This window comes from Eleftheria terrae, assembly GCF_030419005.1.
GTDB lineage: Bacteria > Pseudomonadota > Gammaproteobacteria > Burkholderiales > Burkholderiaceae_C > Caldimonas > Caldimonas terrae.
Genome location: NZ_CP106953.1, coordinates 672761 through 689002, shown reverse-complemented (window position 1 = coordinate 689002; position 16242 = coordinate 672761). Strand labels below are relative to the sequence as shown.

The following is a 16242-nucleotide window of genomic DNA, read 5'->3' as shown; positions in this document are numbered from 1 at the left end:
TCGTCGGAACTGGGGGCGCGCGGTTCAGTGGCGATCCGTTCTCGGGCAGGTGAGCTCGCGCGTTGCTTGATGTCAACGCCACGGACGCTGTCGCTCGAGCAGCCAGCCTTCACACTTACCGCAGACGCTTCGTGCCGGATGATCTCAACGGGTGTCCTGCGCGCTGCAACCAGTTCAAAATTTCAAGAATTGCTTCTGCTGAAGCACCCTTGCCAGCTAAAGGCTTGACTGAACTGCACCAGTTTCCGTGACGGTGGCCGGTTCAAGTCGCTTTGGCACGGTCTGGCTCACCAGATGACAGTAGTAGGTGGTGCCGGCTCCAGCGGAAGGGACATACCTGGGGGTCGAGCAGGATGTCGTTCGCATCCGGGCGCTGCGCGCCGGCCAAGATGCGACGCACGATGACGTCGATGACAAAGGCCACAGCTGATTCGGGTTGTCGGCCTCGAACTGCCGGCTGACCCGGTGTCGATTCAGAGTGCAGCGGCGTTGGTCACGGTGGTGCGCGCCACCTTGCTCCGCATCGTGTGGCGCAGTCCCAAGAGCCGGATCAAACGCTCGACCGTGGCGCGCGACACCCTCGTGCTCTCCGGTGCAGCATCGCCGTCGCCGCACTGTGGAGCAGTGCCTTTGCCTCGCCCAGCCCACCCGGTGGCGGCGGGACAAGACACGGTGTCGAACCAAAGTCCAATGTTCTGCCGCGGCCTTGGGTGCCACGCTGAGGATGGGCATTGTCGCGGCCGCCGCGTCAATCTGTTCTTTCTCGTGGACCCCAGGAGGCCATCGGCATGACTCAGCAATTCTTGTACATCTTGGCCTTGTCCGCGGTGCTGGTCTTCCCTGCCGGGGCGCAGCAGTCGCAGCAGTTTGTGCATCCGGCCCGAGGACAGACGCCAAAGCAGCAGAAGAGCGACGAGGCGGCCTGCCAAGGCTGGGCCATCCAACAGAGCGGCTTCGATCCCGCCCAGCAGCCTGGAGCCGCCGCGGCGACCACATCACCGACGACTCCCACCGGAACCACCCCGGGGGCCGGTGCCCGAGGCGCCATGAGGGGAGCCGTGGTCGGCGAGATCGTTGGTGACGAGGCAGGCGCCGGTGCGGCCGCCGGCGCTGTTGCCGCACGCGGGCAAAGCAGGCGGCAGAACACCGCATCCAGCACCGCGGTGAGCCCCACGCAAACCACCCCCGGCGCGGGTGCACGGGGCGCAGCGAGGGGTGCGGTGGTTGGCGAGATCGTCGGCGACGAGGCGGGTGCCGGGGCGGTGGCGGGCGCTGCCGCGGCGCGTGGACAAAGCCGGCGACAGAACGCAGCCGCCAATCAGACGGCGGCTCAGCCGCAAGCCGCACTGCAACAGCAGCAACTCTCATTTGCAAGAGCGCGTGCCGCCTGTCTTGAAGGCAGGGGATACACGGTCAAGTGACGCGAGCCGTGGCAGGCCCTGCGTACCGGAGCTTGCTGTTGCACCCAGCGCCCGATCAGGACCGAAGGGCTGCCCTGGGGAGCCCTGGGTCTCAGCCCGTCCCAGCTTCCCCTTTCGCTGATACCCGCTTCTCCTTCAGCGCCTATCGTAAGGAGAGTCTCTTGTCTCCGGACCTTTGCTGCTGGGGAGTGGCCCTTGAATGTCCATCTCGTGTCGCATCGCTGGCCGCCCACGCAGGCAGCAGCACCTGGGGGGAGAACGGCATCGGGCCTCCCGTGTGGATGAAGACCGCCAGGAGATGAAGGCCGACCGCGATGCCATCCGGAGCACACACCCCTGTGGCAAGCAGTTCCAGAGCGGGAAGCCCGTCGACGGTGTTCCCAAGGACATCCACAAGCTGTCGCGCGAACAGGTGCGTGAACACCAAGACGCTGCTGCGCACGCATGAGTTCAACCGTGAGCGCAGGCATGGCCGAGAAGAGGCTGAATCCATCGCTGCCGCAGCCCTATCACTTCACCAGCGAAATGAATTGGAGACGCGACCATGCTGAAAGGCCTTTCCGCCATCGTGACCGGTTCGACCAGCGGCATCGGCCTGGGCATCGCAGAGACGCTGGCCCGGGCAGGCGTGAGGGTCATGTTGAACGGCTTCGGTGATGCAAGACAGATCGAGCAGCAGCGCGCGGCCTTGGAGGCCGAGACGTCCGTTCGCGTCGCCTACTCGCCCGCCGACATGACGCAGCCGGCGCAGGTTCGCCAGATGGTGATCGAGGCGGAGGAGCAGTTCGGTGCGGTCGACATCCTGGTGAACAACGCCGGCATCCAGTTCATCGCTCCGGTGGACGAGTTCCCTGACGAGAAGTGGTCGCAGATCCTCGCGGTCAACTTGACATCGAACTTCCATACGATCAAAGCGGCACTGCCCGGCATGAAACGGCGCAATCATGGCCGCATCGTCAACATCACTTCCGCCCATGGCTTGGTAGCCTCACCCTACAAATCGGCCTATGTGGCTGCCAAGCACGGCGCGCTGGGATTGACGAAGACCGTTGCGCTCGAAGTGGCCGAGACCGGCATCACCTGCAACGCGATCTGCCCGGGATACGTGCGCACGCCGCTGGTCGACGGCCAGATCAAAGAGCAGGCCCGGGCACACCGCCTTTCGGAGCAGCAGGTCGTTGAAGACGTGATCCTCGCTTCGCAGCCGAACAAGCGCTTCGTCGGGCAGCAGGAGCTCGCTGACCTGGTGCTGTTCCTGTGCTCGGACAGTGCCGCCTCCATCACCGGCGCAGCCCTGACCATGGATGGAGGCTGGACCGCGCGTTGAGGTTCGCCAGTGCTGGCATCTGTCGTCGACCTTGTACTCATCATCCACAGAGGGCACTCATGGGGAAAACCGTCAAGATTGCCGAGTTTGTTGAGCACGTTGCGGACGGCTCGACCCTGATGATCGGCGGCTTCATGGGTGTTGGATCACCCCGCCGGCTGATCGATGAATTGGTCCGACAAGGTCGGAAGGACTTGCACGTGATTGCCAACGACAGCGCGCGTCCAGGCGTCGGGATTGGCAAACTCATTTCGGCGCGGCTGGTTCGCCGCCTCGTCGTCAGCCACATCGGAACGAACCCGGAGACACAGCGGCAAATGCTCGACGGACTGCTCGAGGTCGAGTTGGTTCCCCAAGGCACCCTGGCAGAACGGATCCGGGCCGGTGGCCATGGGCTGGGCGGTGTGCTGACGCCCACCGGCGTCGGTACGCTGGTCGAAGAGGGCAAGCGAACGATCGATATCGAAGGCCGGCGCTTCCTGCTCGAGACGCCGCTGCGGGCGCGATACGCGTTGGTGTGCGCAAGAAGGGCCGACCACATCGGCAATCTCACCTATGCATTGACCGCCCGCAACCTGAACCCCTTGATGGCGATGGCCGCGGACACGGTCGTTGCAGAACCGCAGGAGATCGTGCCGGTCGGTGTGATTGCCCCCGACGATGTCATGACCCCCGCGGTGATCGTGGATCATCTTGTCGCCCGGGAGCAAGTGCATGGATGAGAAAACGCTGATCGCCAGACGCGTCGCGCTTGAACTGCGGCCCGGCAATCTCGTGAACCTGGGCATCGGTCTGCCGACGCTGGTGGCCGAGATGGTGCCTCGCGATGCCCGGATCTTCTTCCAATCGGAAAACGGCATCGTCGGCATGCAAGCCGTTGCCGAGGAGGGCCTTGAGGCCGAAGACCTTACCGATGCCGGAGGCCACTCGATCAGCGCGTTGCCGGGCTCCGCGACCTTCGACAGCGCCATGTCGTTCGGACTGATCCGCGGAGGACATCTGGATGTCACTGTCCTGGGCGGCTTGCAGGTCGACCGGATAGGACGGCTGGCGAACTGGATGGTTCCGGGCAGCATCGTGCCGGGCATGGGAGGGGCGATGGATCTCGTCACCGGGGCTCGCCGCGTGATTGTCGCCATGATGCACACCGTCAAGGGCAAGCCGAAGATCGTGGAGCAGTGCACCTTGCCGCTGACGTCCGAGCGCCGGGTGGACCTCATCGTGACCGACATGGCGGTGATGGAGCCGACTGCGAGCGGCATGGTCCTGAAGGAGCTGGCGCCGGGAGTCGAACTGGACACGGTCCAGGGCCTCACCGGCACACGCCTCATCGCCACGGAGCCCATTGCGAGAATGCGCGTCTAGGCGGGGTCTTGACAGACGCCGCAGGCCGAGCCCAAGCGCGCCACCGAGCACCCCATGCGACGGCTCCGATCCCGACGAGCATCAGTGCCATCGTCTGCGGTTCGGGCATCGGCGTGAGCAATACGGCACCGCCGATTCCCTGCGCCAGGCTATAGCCCTCGGCCAGGATCTGCCCGCGGTTGTTGATGTCGACCCCGCCCCTCGGCTTCCAGCCGCTGCCGGTGATCGGGTCCAGCCGGGTGCTCAGCTGCCACAACAACGACTTCGAAGGCCTCCGCAAGCGAGGGCGGTCCAGACGAAGTACAGATCTGGAATTGCAAGGTCGAAGCCGGTGCCCGCCCGATGCCTGGGTCACTGCTGGAATCGGATGCTCGTGTGGCAGTTCGATCCAAACAGGGAAAACCCGCACCATGATCAGCGAAGACGAGGAAAAGTGGCTGTTCGACCAGTCTTCGGCGCTGCGTGCCCAGGCCCTGAAGAAGCTGGGCGAGATCAACAAACTCAAGGAAGAACAGCAGTTGGACCTTGCTTGTGCCGAAGCCGAGAAGCACCTTTCTCCGCTGCTTGACGAGTACGGCCACGGACTGCGCGATTTCTCCGCCTACCAGTGTGCGCACATCGGTGCCATTTCCAAGGACTTGCAGGAGGCGCATGAGGCGGCCCGCAACTGGTTGGTCGTTCTCGCCAGTGTCTCGGTGGTGGCTGGTGTCGCGGTCGCCTGGGTCATCTGGCGCAGCATCGTGCATCCCCTGCATGTTGCCGTGGAGCAGGTGCGGCGGGTGGCCAGCGGTGACCTGACTCGCCGTGACGGCCCGTCGGTCGAGCGGCACGATGAGATTGGCGAGTTGATGCAGGCGCTGTCCGGCATGGTCCAGGACTTGGGCCGCGTCGTCGGCAATGTGCGCCTCGCCACCGACTCGATCGCGTCGGCGTCGGCCAAGATCGCGTCCGGCAACAGCGACCTCTCGGCGCGTACGGAGCAGCAGGCGAGCGCTCTGCAGGAAGCTGCCGCGTCGATGGAGCAGATCACCGGTACGGCCCGCACCAACTTCGAAAGCGCGCAGCAGGCTGGTCAGCGCGCGATGGCGGCATGCAGCGCAGCGGCCGCCAGCGAGAACATCGTCGGTAAGGTCGTGGCGACAATGAACGAAATCCATGAGTCGTCCCGGAAGATGGCCGACATCATCGGCGTCATTGATGGCATCGCCTTCCAGACCAACATCCTCGCCCTCAATGCGGCCGTAGAAGCCGCCCGTGCTGGAGAGCAAGGCCGCGGGTTCTCGGTGGTGGCTGCCGAAGTGCGCACGCTGGCGCAGCGCTGTGCCGGCGCCGCGAAGGAAGTGAAGTCGCTGATCGGCAGCTCGGTCACGCAGGTGGAACTGGGGTCACAGCAGACCACCGATGCGGGATCGACCATCACGCGCCTGATGCACGAGGTCAAGCGCGTCAGCGACATCGTCGCCGAGATTGCGGCGGCCAGCCGCGAGCAGACGGCCGGCATTGAGCAGATCAGCGTTGCGATCACGCAGATGGACGATGCCACGCAGCGCAATGCGGCGATGGTGGAAGAGTGCTCGGCAGCCGCCACCCATCTCAATAGCCAGGCCGGACGTCTGGTTGAATCCGTGTCGACCTTCAAGCTTTCCTGAACATCGACTCTGCTGTTGGCCTGGGGAAGACCAGCGGACTTCCGCATGGCGGACACTGGCAGCCGCACGCGGCAGCGGTGTGGCACCTCATCGATAAATCGCGGCTGCCCCTGAGCTGCCCCTTTCCGCCGTGCCAGTCGTTCGGACGCGCTCCGGGTCGAAGGGAAATGCATCGCTCTCGACGCTGCTCGTTGTCGGGCTGCACCGCCGGCATCCTGGGGGTGCTGCCCGGCGAAGCGAGCGGGTGGGATACGCACGATGCGGCGGGGGGAACGCTACCTAGCGGTAGTCGCGTCTCCCGTCCTGAGCTTCCCGCCTCGTAGACAGCCTGATCTGGTGAATGCGGCCTCAGAAGGAAACGCGAGGACGCGATGAAGGAGAGCAAGTCCAGCGAGAGCCAGATCGTGGCGATCCTGAAGGAAGCGGCGGGCGATGAGGTCGCAGGCTTTACCGAGCGGGTTGCTTCCAAGGGCCTCGCACCGCGCGTCATCAAGGCAGCAGAGCCGAACCGGAGCGCCTCCATCGAGCGGTTCAACCGCACGTACCGCAACGCGGTGCTCGACGCCTACCTGTTCAAGTCGATCGAGCAGGCGCAGCACATGACCGAGGAATGGCGGCTCGACGACAACGAGCGCCGGCCTCACGGCGCCCCCTGGGCGGGCTGCCGCCGCGGCAGTTCACGTCCAGGATCGCGACCGCCGTAGATTCCTGTGCTGGAATGTCTACTTGCCGGGGCGACCTTGGGCCTGCAGACCGCTTCCGCTGCGCCTCACAACCTCGTCACGCCCGGGTTGCATGCGAGCTTCGCGCCTGTTACCTGCACAGCACCGGCAGGCGGGTGGAAGGCGCCTCGGCCTGAGCGCGCCTACCGGACATTCTCCGCATCCTCGCCCTGCAGTACTCGTTTCACCCGGAGCCAATCGTCACGGGTGCTGGCGGTCCAGCGGCTGATGCGCCAGCGGTCCCACCAGGACAGGTCGGGCGCATGCAATCGCTTCTGCTCGATGGTGCGCACCAGCGATTCGGCGTCAAAACCCAGCCATTCCCCTCCTGGCACGGTGGCGAGGTTCCGCCAGCATGCAGGCGCCACTTCGCGTTCGTAGAGACGCTCCAGTTCGTCCAGCGGCAGTCCGGTGCGACGCAGCTGGCTGGCAATGCGGGCGATGGCGCGCTCATCCACCGTGGTGTCGAGGAAGAGGTCCGCCAACGCCAGCCAGGCTTCCTTCCGTGCTTGATCGCCAGTCATCGAGGCCGCCATCTCGTCACTCTCCCAGCCAGCTGACGATGTCCCGCTGGTCCAGCACCTGGTCCGCCACCGAGCTTGCCACCAAGGCGCCTGCGATGCCGCCGATGATGAACAGGACGGTGACGCACGCGGGAGCCCCCGGCCCGCAAAGGAAGCCGGCCGAGGCGTTGGCGGCGGCACCGCCCAAGGCGCCGCCGGCCAGCGTGGCGCCCTCTTTGACGCCCTGGCGCAACTTGTTCTCGGCTTCCCAGATGTTGTAGACGGATATCGCGACAGTGGCGACGGCAAGGCCGCGGCCGATGCGCGTCCACTTGGGCACCTGCCCGGTGACCTTGGGGCTCGATCGGCCGGATGCCTCGATGACCTCGAGGAAGACCTGGCGCTTCTGGGCCGGTGCCAGATCGGCGAAGCTCTGTCCCGGAAACAGCTTCTTGACCGCCTTCTCCAGCGCAGCTTCCACCGTCAAACCCTGGCCTTTGATGGACTGCGCCCCCGCCTTTCCTATGGCAGAGGTGATGGCGCGGATCTCTTCCATGATCAGGTTGCGGGACTGCACCGCGAAAGCTGCGCCTTCGGTGACGCTGACCCGGCCTGCCAGCACGTCGGCCCGGATGGTGGCAGATGCCTCTGCAATTCGGCGCACATAGGTGGCGCGCGCCTTCGCATCGGTGATGAACCGCCAGGCGAAGTTCTGGGCCGTGACCTGCAGCGCGGCCAGCGCCTCGTCGAGGGCGCGCAGGTCTTGCGTCTGGCGGCCGCCGGGACCCGGTACAGGAGACGCGGCCAAACACAGCGTGCCTCGATCGATGGCCTGTGGATTGACCACCTGACACAGGGGCCCCAAGGGTCTTCCGCTCATGGATGCTGTCCTCCCAATGTGCAAACGATTCTATTAGGACACGACAGGGAAGACTCCACAGGCGAGGCGAGCCCGGCATTCCGGTAAGCTCCGCAGGTCCTGAATCATGTCCAGCCGACCACCATGCCGAAGACCTACGCCCAGCTTCAAGCCCAGATGGAAGTGTTGCAGCGCCGCATGGAGGAGGCCAAACGCAAGGAGGCCGCACCCCGGCTCGCGCAGATCCGAGCTGATGTGGCCGCCTACGGGTTCACCGTCGAGGATGTCTTCGGAGCCGCAAAGCCGCACCAGGCCAAACGGGCGGCCAGGCGGGCAGCCGACACCGGCGCAGCCAAGTACCGCGACGCCGCCGGCAACACATGGTCGGGACGGGGTCCGCGGCCGCGCTGGCTGCGCGACGCGATCGCGCAAGGTGCGGACCTTGCGTCCTTTCTCGCCGTCGCCGAGCGCTCCCAACGCACGACCGCGGTGGACGCTGAAATGAGCGGCGAAGCACCGAGCCGGCCCAAGCGCGCCGCCGCCAAGAAGCGGGCAGTGCCCGCCAAGAAGGCCAAGGCGGCAGCCGCCAAGCGCGACAGCGGCGCTCGACCGGATCGCGAGCGCGGCAAGGTCGCTGCCAAGAAGGCCAAGCCCAAGGCGGCTGCCACGCGCGATACGCCGGCGCGGAGCCGCCGCCGGTCGCTGACCCCCCCTGCGGCCGGTGGCGCCGACATGCCGCGGCCGGGCCGGGACGACACCGAGCCGGGCGCGGCGGGCTGAACCCACACGGGTGTCCGGCGCGGCGTCCCGTCGCTGGGCGCGGCAGACACTGCCCGGCGGCGCATTGGCGTGGACCGCCATTGTGGCTGCCCCATGCAACTGGGAAGTGGCAGGCGCATTCATCGCAAAGGAAGGCCACCGTGAGTCGTGACCGCAGAGAGTACGGCCTCAATGAGGCCGACAGGGCATTCCTGATCAGAAGAAAGTTCGCTCAGGACGAGGCGCAGCGTGTTGCAGACGCCTTGCGCAGGGTGATCTCACCCAGCGATCAAGTCCTGGGTGCGATTGTCTTCCTTGCCAGGGACCGCCGCCCGGATGACATCGACCAGCTGGTTGATCTTGCCAACAGGGATACCGCCGCGCTGCTCAATGCAGCGACAGTCGCCGAGGAACGCCGGTAGCGGCATGGTGGCTGCAACGACGATCGAACAGGAAAGCCGCGCGTGATCGTCCTGAAGGATCTGCGTCGTAGACCCCTACAGGGAAGGCGCGGTGTGCCGGCCTTGCCCGATTCCGATGACGGTCCTGGGCACCAGCGGTCCCTCGAGCGGGAGCGCTCCAAGCACTTGAGCCGGCAGCCTCCGCGGCGGCCTGCCCCATGATGCGGGCTCGTGGGCCGGGCTGGCAGCACGACGGGATTCACGGGAGAGATCGGCGCTCTCCTGGTGGGGGCCTGCTTGCCGCACCGGGTGACGAAACGGCTGCCGAGCGGCATGGTGGCGGCGTCGAGTTGCAGCATGGCGTGGCGGGCGACTCGCACGTCTGCTTCAGCCGCGGGCGAGGCGGGGAGCTTCGGTCTTGCATGGCAGCGAGGTCGTTTGCGACAGGGGTCGACGGCAGCAGGCTGGGAATGGGTTGATCTCTTTGGCCCGCCGAACGCGGCGGCGAAGTCGCAAGTCGCAACTTGACATTCCCGCCTCTGCCACGCCTGACCCGTCGGCGTCACCGTGGCGGATAGAGCTCGCATGAGCCTGGCACGCCGCCTGCTGCACTTCAGGAAGTTGCGGCAGTTCCTGCCCGCAAGGCCCCGGACGCCACTCCGCTGCGCGGCATCTCATCATGTCAGTCGTCAGGTACTTACCCCGCTGTCGCGATTCGTCTTTGCCTCGTGCCCGCAGGCAAGCAGCGGCGGCGGCTTGTCCAGCAATTCAATCGTCGGCGGGTCGCCGCCCCAACGATGGCTTCCGCGCTTTTGTGGCTCACGCGCGCCCCAAAGGCGCCGCCGGTTCTCGCCACCTCCCCCTGCACATGGTTTGACCTGAAGCGGTGCCGGCCGTCTGGAGCCGCTGTGACGCCGATGGTGATCATTGCACTGCTGCCCAGCCACCTCCGCCCTGCACACCGCGTAGCACTTTGGAGTCGCCTTCATGAAACCGTTCAGCGTCCGCCCCTGGCATGTGGTTGCGCTCCTGGCGGGAAGCACCGGTCTGGTGTTCGCTCTGTGGCAGGACAAAAGCGTTGCCGACCGCTTGCTGCCGCATGGCTATTGCTTCACCTGGAGTCCCTCGCTGCTGGGGATACATGTCGTCAGTGATGCGCTGATCGGGCTGGCTTACGTCTCCATCCCGCTGACGCTTCTACACCTGGTGCGCCGCCGCGGCGACTTGCCGTTCAACTCGATGTTCCTGCTCTTCGCGATGTTCATCGTGAGTTGCGGTGGCACCCATTTCATGGAGGTGTGGACCGTCTGGAATCCGAGCTACTGGCTGTCAGGCAGCCTGAAGGCGGTCACGGCCGCGGTGTCCGTGCTGACTGCTCTGACGCTCGTGCGCTTGGTGCCCCAAGCGCTGGCCCTCCCCAGCGTTGGCCACCTCAAGCACGCCTTGGTCGCGCTCGAGCAGGAAGCAAGCCACCGTGGCGAGTTGCTGGCAGAGGCAGAGCGGCTCCGCCTGGCGGCCGAGGCGGCCAGTCGTGCCAAGTCGGAGTTCTTGGCCACCATGAGCCATGAGATCCGGACCCCGATGAACGGCATCCTGGGCACGGCCGACCTGTTGGTGCGTTCCACGCTGGGCGAGCGCGAGCGGTCGCTGGCCGAGACCTTGCTGCGCTCCAGCCGGTCGCTGCTCGGCATCCTCAATGACATCCTCGACCTCTCCAAGATCGAAGCGCAGGAATTGCATCTGCGGCTCGAGGCGTTCAGTCCCGCAGCCTTGATGGAAGAGGTCGGTGACTTGTTCATCAGCTACGCACAGAGCAAAGGGCTCGGCATCAAGCTCGATATCGACGATGCGGTGCCTGCCGCAGTGATGGGCGATCCGGATCGCGTGCGGCAAGTGCTGAGCAACCTGGTGAGCAATGCTGTCAAGTTCTCGGATTCCGGGTGCGTGCAGCTGCGACTGGCTGCCCGGGAAGAAGGCGGCGCCGATGTGAAGTTGCGGTTTCAGGTCGATGACACCGGACTTGGTATCCCGCCCGAGGCCCGGGAGCATCTGTTCCAACCGTTCCGGCAATTGGACAGTTCGCATGCAAGGCGGCATGGCGGTACCGGGCTGGGGCTGGTGATTTCTCAAAGCCTGGTGCAACTCATGGGCGGGACGATCGATTACGAAAGCACGGTGGGCGAGGGCACCCGGTTTTGGTTCGAGCTTCCCGTGCGCACGGCGGATGCCGCCGACGTGTTGCGCGAGCGGGAGGAGCCGCCGGAACTGCGCTTTGCCCACAGCGGTGCGACGCCGCTCATGCCGGCGGACCCGCTGCCGTCCGGGGGGACTGATGGCGGGGCGCCACGAATCCTCGTGGTCGAGGACAACCCGGTGAATGCCTTGGTGATCGAGGCGCAGCTGGCCGGGCTGGGCTGCAACTGCGACCTTGCATCCGATGGTGAAGAGGCACTCCTGCGCCTTGATACGGGAACCTACGACCTGGTCCTGATGGACTGCATGCTGCCTGGTGTGTCGGGCTACGAGGCGTGCCGACGCTGGAGGGAGGTCGAGCGGGCGCGGGGCCGGGCCCGCCTCCCCATCATTGCGCTGACGGCAAACGCCTTGGCAAGCAACGTCGAGGAGGCCCGGCGGGCCGGCATGGACGACTTCCTCACCAAGCCTTGCACCCTGGACAAGATGGCAAAGACGATCGGTCGTTGGTTTCGCTCCGTGGAGGGCCGGCCGGCCCCGCCTCCCGGGCCTTAGCCGGGCAGTTGCGGAAGTCGATGTGTCGAGCGCGGGCAGCAGCTGTTGCGTGCTTGCTCCTCTCGCACCGGCCCGCGGCAGGCGTGGCCCACCGCACGGCCGGCATGGCGCCAGGCACGACGACCAGGAGTCGTGCCCCTTCCGATGGTGGAGGCCGCCCGGTCCGCGGGCGCCGCCTGCGACTGCCCGGGCAGCGATCCCGAGCCGTGATCGAAGCTGTCCTCCTGGAGCGACTCAAGGGTTGCTGCGTGCCCGCTCGGCACAAAACGCTTGCCACTCGAGCCAGACGTTCTCAGGATCGATGTCCTGGTAGCCCCGCTTCTCGTCCATCAGGCGCTTCTGCGAGAGGGGAAGCGTCATGCACGCCGCCTTGTCTCTGGCTGCCAGCACTTCCTGCTCTGTCAAGGCGGCCCCCTTGTTCTTCTCCAGGTTGATCAGAAGGATGGCCAGCGCAGGCACCGGCACCGGCACGAGCACCAGGGCATCGTCCATCCCTGCGGTGGTGCGCCCCGCAGCTGGAGCACTTGGTTGGCGGAAGAAGCGCGACAGGAATGACATGGTTGTGCCCTGGCCGTTGCAGGGAATGCAGCCTAGCGTTTCTGCGGCGCGGGTTCAATGACGGCATCTGCCGTGAAGCAGGGCCTGCCACCGCACTTATGCCGAATGCGCATCGGGGCGGTGGGTGTCGGTGCTTCTGCGGCCCGTAGAATGCGCGCGGGGACGCTGACTGCGGGCATACCGCGTGTGGCGGCGTTTCGGAGAGAAGCATGAATCTGGTCTATCTCATCAATGGCGAGCCGTTCACGCAGAGCCAGCCGGGCAGCGATATCGAGACGCCGGTGCGGGAGAAAACGCTGGCTGGCGCGAAGAGCGCCATCTGTGCTGCGTACAAGACGGAGGGCTATGACGTCAGGCGCATCGAGGTGCTCGACTGGAGCGGGCCCATGAAGTTGCTGGCCGTCTATGCATATGCCGACCCGGCCTACGACAACCCGCCTGCCTTGCTGTTGTTCACCGTGACCGAGGGCGTCGAGGCAGCGCCTGACGCACGCGGTGACTGCCTGTTGAGCCAAGCGCAGTTGGATGCGCTGGCGCTGAACTGAAAGCGGGACCCAGGAGCCGACGGCCCTGATCAGGAAGTCACCGGCTCCTTCCCTGATCGGCGACAGGATCTCGCAGTGCCGAGAAGGGGTATTGAATCATTTGAGATGCCAGTGCGTCGCAAGCGGCTACATTAGCCGCTCAGATATGCACAAGACCGTTTCTTCAAGGTCTTATCCCGTACCGCCTCGCATCACCAATGTGGGGCCGGCCCAGGTTGAAATCCCGGCTTGACGTTTCTTGAGTGTTTCTGCTTCGCGCAATTCATTTGCGCGACTGACTTTTTTCTCAAACATCTGAAGGAACATCATCCATGACGACCGAAACTGGCATTGTTAAATGGTTCGACGACGGCAAGGGCTTCGGCTTCATCACGCCGGACCTGGGCGGCAAGGACCTGTTTGCCCACTTCAAGGAAATTGCCGGCACCGGCGGTTTTCGCAGCCTGCAGGAAAACCAACGCGTCGAATTCGAAGTGAAGCAAGGGCTCAAGGGCCCGCAAGCATCGAACATTCGCGTGCTGTAACCCGACGACGGGGCGTTGGTGCCCTGCGCTTGGGCGACTCGCCACCTGAAGAACGCGGCCATTGGCCGCGTTTTTTCTTTTGGTACCCCGCAGCGTCCGAAGGCGCAGCGCACGTTGAGTGATCTGCTGATTCGCTGCCAGGCGCTCGGGCGGTGCAGACGGCCTGGGGAATCCTGGCTGTCCCGTCGCTTCCTGCGTCTGATTCAGCGACCGGGTCCGTCTTTGCTGCGACCGGGCCGGCTTGGGTGCTTTGAGGGCGGGCGCCTGCCTGGCTCGCGCGATGGCGCACGCGGTGTCCTGTGCCCCGTGCTGAGCCATCCTCAGGCTGTGTGGCAAGAGGGCTGCGGTTGAACCGCAGGTGACATGTCGGACGGATGCCGATCCACCGTGCTGCGGCTTGCCGGCGGAACGGTCCGACCTGCCGCCAACTCCAAATCCGGTTGCTGCCCCGGGCTCATGGCCCCGCAGCGTGGTGACATCGACGGTGCTCAGGGCCCACTCTAGGCGCGCGGGTCCTCCACTCGCCCATTCAGCAGCGGGTCGGCGGTGAACTGGGAGCCGCCGATCGAGCCTGCAGTGGTGTCTCCCAGGGTCACATGTGGGACCAGCTCACACAGGGCCCGCCCTCCCTCCGGCTCATTGACCCGCCAGCGCGGCGACATCAGCGGCACTCAGGGCCCCGCTGTAGACACGCAGGTCCTCCACTCGCCCGTTCAGCAGCGGGTCGGCCGTGAACTGGGAGCGGCCGATCCAGCCTTGAGTGATCTCTCCCAGGTCACACGGGGCCAGCGTCATGAGCGGGTGGGTACCTACCGCCACGCCGTCGACGTAAAGCGTGCCGAGTGTCCCGGACAAGGTCACGGCGAGGTGCACCCAGCGTCCCGTGGGCAAGGCGGCCGGGCCTTCGATGACCTGAAGATTGTGGCCGTGCACGGTCGTGATGCAAAAGCGCACCCTGCCGGTGTTGCTGCGGGGCGTGAGCATCATGAAGCGGCGGGGGCCGCTGCCGCAGTCGAACACCCGGGCCCAGGTATCGACGCTGTGCAGCCACACCCGCGCGCACATCGAAAAGTCGGCCAGGCGCTCCAGCAGGCCACCGGGCAGCGCGCTCGCCACTTCGACGGCGGCGCTGCGATGCAGCAGTTCAGGCGACAAGGCGGCACGCGCTTCCTCGGAGGCGTGGCTGTCGCCCGCCGTGCCGATGGCCTCCACCGTGTAGTGCCAGACCTGCCCGGCGCGCACGTCGGTGTCCGTGAAGCTCATCAGGTCGACAATGCCAGACGCGAGCGTCGTGTAGGGCCCTCCTGCCTGGGCGCTGCGCTTGACCGTGTAGCTGACGGCGCCGGTGCTGCCCCACCATGACAGCACGACCTGAGAGCCGCGAACCCGGGCGGTGAGCCCGGTGGGCCGGCCCACGGTAGGCGGTGCATCGCGGGTGAAGACCAGCGTGCCGAAGCCAAGCTGATCGCCATTGCCTCCGTCCGATTCGGGTCGAAGCTGGGCCGCCTGCCTGGCGGACCAGGGAGCCGCAATGCCACGACGGTGCGCGTAGTGGTGGTGAACGATCTCCCAGACGCCGCGAAGATGCCCCAGTCCGGCAGGCGAGACGCCCGAGGCCACGCCGTGCTTGTTGACGTAGGTCAGGAAGGGCATCGCATGGAATGCGCCGGTGGCATCACGCAGGTTGGATTTGGCGACGTACTCCGCGCCGGCGAGGAAGCGGTTGTTTTCATAACCGTAGAGGTCGTCGCCTTGGTTCCACGCCATTTCACAGAACACCGCGGCCAGCCCGATGCCCAGGGTGCAGTGGCCCTGGTCACGGCTGCTTTCCTGCCACTGGCCGAGATTGCCAGGGTGGACGTGATACACCGCCTGCAGCCCCGCGCCGTTGCCGGCACCGCGCTTGTAGTAGCCGACGGCCTCGTCGTAGATGTCGACACGGTCGCACAGCACGCCGATGGCCAGCATGGAGGCCAGGTTGGCCTGGTCCCAGTTGGCCCAGTAGTTGGTGATCTCGGCGTCGTTGTGTGCCACCAGGAAATGGTGGTTGAGCGGATAGAAGACGTTCAACATCATCTGCTGAAAGCGAGCGAGATCCGTGGCGGCCCACCCTTCATAGCTGCGCATGATCTCGGCCGCGTTCGCGAACTGGTATCCATAAATGCCAGCAGCGAGGAAACGATCGGCGTTCCCGATGATGCTCGTCAAGGTCGACGACCAAGCGTTGAGGAACACGACGGCGCGGTCCGCGAACTGGGTGTCGCCGGAGATCTTCCATCGCAGCGCCAGTTGATAGGCGCGCGCGATGTCGATGTACATCTGCGCGAAGTTCTGTCCCGCGCCACCCCGGACCACCGTGGCCAGCGGGCGGGGCCAGGCGTTGAGGTGGGAGCGGCCGCTGGTGAGCATTCGGTTCCATCCGTCCAGCCATGGCTGCTCGCCTGCAGCCACCTTGGCTCGCATGCGCTGAAAGTCCGCCTCGGTGTGCAACAGGCCCGGGTGAGCGAATCGCCGCTGCGTGGCGCCCGGTGTGCCGGGCACGGGGTACCCCGGCACACCCCCATCTGCTGGAGCGGGCCCGCCGTGGCTCTCGGCACTGCCGCGAGCGGCCGATGTGTCGCCGTCACCGCCGCATGCAGCCAATGCCCCAAGCAGCGAGGCAGCGCCGAAGCCTTGCAGCAGGCCCCGTCGCGTGACATCGGCAGGGACGTCGATGGGTGTCGGGCGATTGTTCTTGTGGGACATCATGCGCCATGGCAAATGTGGGGGGCGCGCATTATTGAGCACCTCCATCAAGTGCATGGCCGCCGGGCGACCAGTCGGTCGGTTGCGGGCGGTCGGCGGTGTTGCTCCCGGCAGAA

At 65.7% G+C, this 16242-nt stretch carries 16 protein-coding genes; 12 read left to right on the top strand and 4 right to left on the bottom strand.

The window, feature by feature from the left end; all coding sequences use genetic code 11:
• Nucleotides 1-788: 788 nt before the first annotated feature.
• The 7 genes from N7L95_RS29515 (at nucleotide 789) to N7L95_RS29485 (ending at nucleotide 6466) form a co-directional block, all read left to right on the top strand.
• Nucleotides 789-1421: a hypothetical protein gene (locus N7L95_RS29515; protein ID WP_301261170.1), complete on the top strand. Its 633-nt coding sequence runs from the start codon at nucleotides 789-791 to the stop codon at nucleotides 1419-1421.
• 298 nt (nucleotides 1422-1719) lie between these two features.
• Complete coding sequence (locus N7L95_RS29510; RefSeq protein WP_301261169.1) at nucleotides 1720-1869, top strand: hypothetical protein; 150 nt, start codon at nucleotides 1720-1722, stop codon at nucleotides 1867-1869.
• A 96-nt stretch (nucleotides 1870-1965) separates the two neighbouring features.
• Entirely contained in the window at nucleotides 1966-2748 is a 783-nt protein-coding gene (locus N7L95_RS29505; RefSeq protein ID WP_301261168.1) for a 3-hydroxybutyrate dehydrogenase, read from the top strand.
• Nucleotides 2749-2807: 59 nt separating this feature from the next.
• Nucleotides 2808-3470, top strand: coding sequence for a CoA transferase subunit A (locus N7L95_RS29500; protein ID WP_301261167.1), 663 nt, complete (start codon nucleotides 2808-2810; stop codon nucleotides 3468-3470).
• Nucleotides 3463-4113, top strand: a complete 651-nt coding sequence (locus N7L95_RS29495) for a 3-oxoacid CoA-transferase subunit B (protein WP_301261166.1) — start codon at nucleotides 3463-3465, stop codon at nucleotides 4111-4113. The genes N7L95_RS29500 and N7L95_RS29495 overlap by 8 nt, the downstream gene beginning before the upstream one ends.
• A gap of 410 nt (nucleotides 4114-4523) precedes the next feature.
• Complete coding sequence (locus N7L95_RS29490; RefSeq protein ID WP_301261164.1) at nucleotides 4524-5762, top strand: methyl-accepting chemotaxis protein; 1239 nt, start codon at nucleotides 4524-4526, stop codon at nucleotides 5760-5762.
• Nucleotides 5763-6133: 371 nt separating this feature from the next.
• Nucleotides 6134-6466, top strand: coding sequence for an integrase core domain-containing protein (locus tag N7L95_RS29485; RefSeq protein WP_301261163.1), 333 nt, complete (start codon nucleotides 6134-6136; stop codon nucleotides 6464-6466).
• A 161-nt stretch (nucleotides 6467-6627) separates the two neighbouring features.
• On the opposite strand, the gene N7L95_RS29480 is transcribed toward N7L95_RS29485, so the two are convergent.
• On the bottom strand, nucleotides 6628-7008 hold the full coding sequence (locus N7L95_RS29480; protein ID WP_301261162.1) for a DUF7079 family protein: 381 nt from the start codon (nucleotides 7006-7008) through the stop codon (nucleotides 6628-6630).
• Nucleotides 7009-7024: 16 nt separating this feature from the next.
• Nucleotides 7025-7867, bottom strand: a complete 843-nt coding sequence (locus N7L95_RS29475; RefSeq protein ID WP_301261161.1) for a hypothetical protein — start codon at nucleotides 7865-7867, stop codon at nucleotides 7025-7027.
• Nucleotides 7868-7990: 123 nt separating this feature from the next.
• Here N7L95_RS29475 and N7L95_RS29470 point away from each other — a divergent pair, with 123 nt between their 5' ends.
• The 3 genes from N7L95_RS29470 (at nucleotide 7991) to N7L95_RS29460 (ending at nucleotide 11754) form a co-directional block, all read left to right on the top strand.
• A complete protein-coding gene (locus N7L95_RS29470; protein ID WP_301261160.1) occupies nucleotides 7991-8626 on the top strand; it encodes an H-NS histone family protein in 636 nt (211 codons plus the stop codon).
• A gap of 140 nt (nucleotides 8627-8766) precedes the next feature.
• Complete coding sequence (locus tag N7L95_RS29465; protein WP_301261159.1) at nucleotides 8767-9027, top strand: hypothetical protein; 261 nt, start codon at nucleotides 8767-8769, stop codon at nucleotides 9025-9027.
• A gap of 966 nt (nucleotides 9028-9993) precedes the next feature.
• A complete protein-coding gene (locus N7L95_RS29460) occupies nucleotides 9994-11754 on the top strand; it encodes an ATP-binding protein (RefSeq protein ID WP_301261158.1) in 1761 nt (586 codons plus the stop codon).
• A 234-nt stretch (nucleotides 11755-11988) separates the two neighbouring features.
• On the opposite strand, the gene N7L95_RS29455 is transcribed toward N7L95_RS29460, so the two are convergent.
• Nucleotides 11989-12312, bottom strand: a complete 324-nt coding sequence (locus N7L95_RS29455) for a hypothetical protein (RefSeq protein WP_301261157.1) — start codon at nucleotides 12310-12312, stop codon at nucleotides 11989-11991.
• 209 nt (nucleotides 12313-12521) lie between these two features.
• Between N7L95_RS29455 and N7L95_RS29450 the strand changes: the two genes are divergently transcribed.
• Nucleotides 12522-12857 (top strand): hypothetical protein, encoded by a 336-nt coding sequence (locus tag N7L95_RS29450; protein ID WP_301261156.1) that lies wholly within the window; start codon nucleotides 12522-12524, stop codon nucleotides 12855-12857.
• A gap of 311 nt (nucleotides 12858-13168) precedes the next feature.
• The gene (locus tag N7L95_RS29445) at nucleotides 13169-13381 is read left to right on the top strand and encodes a cold-shock protein (RefSeq protein ID WP_301261155.1); all 213 of its coding nucleotides are present in this window, start codon (nucleotides 13169-13171) and stop codon (nucleotides 13379-13381) included.
• A 636-nt stretch (nucleotides 13382-14017) separates the two neighbouring features.
• Here the strand turns inward: N7L95_RS29445 and N7L95_RS29440 are convergent.
• Nucleotides 14018-16174, bottom strand: coding sequence for a LamG-like jellyroll fold domain-containing protein (locus N7L95_RS29440; protein WP_301261197.1), 2157 nt, complete (start codon nucleotides 16172-16174; stop codon nucleotides 14018-14020).
• Nucleotides 16175-16242 lie beyond the last annotated feature (68 nt).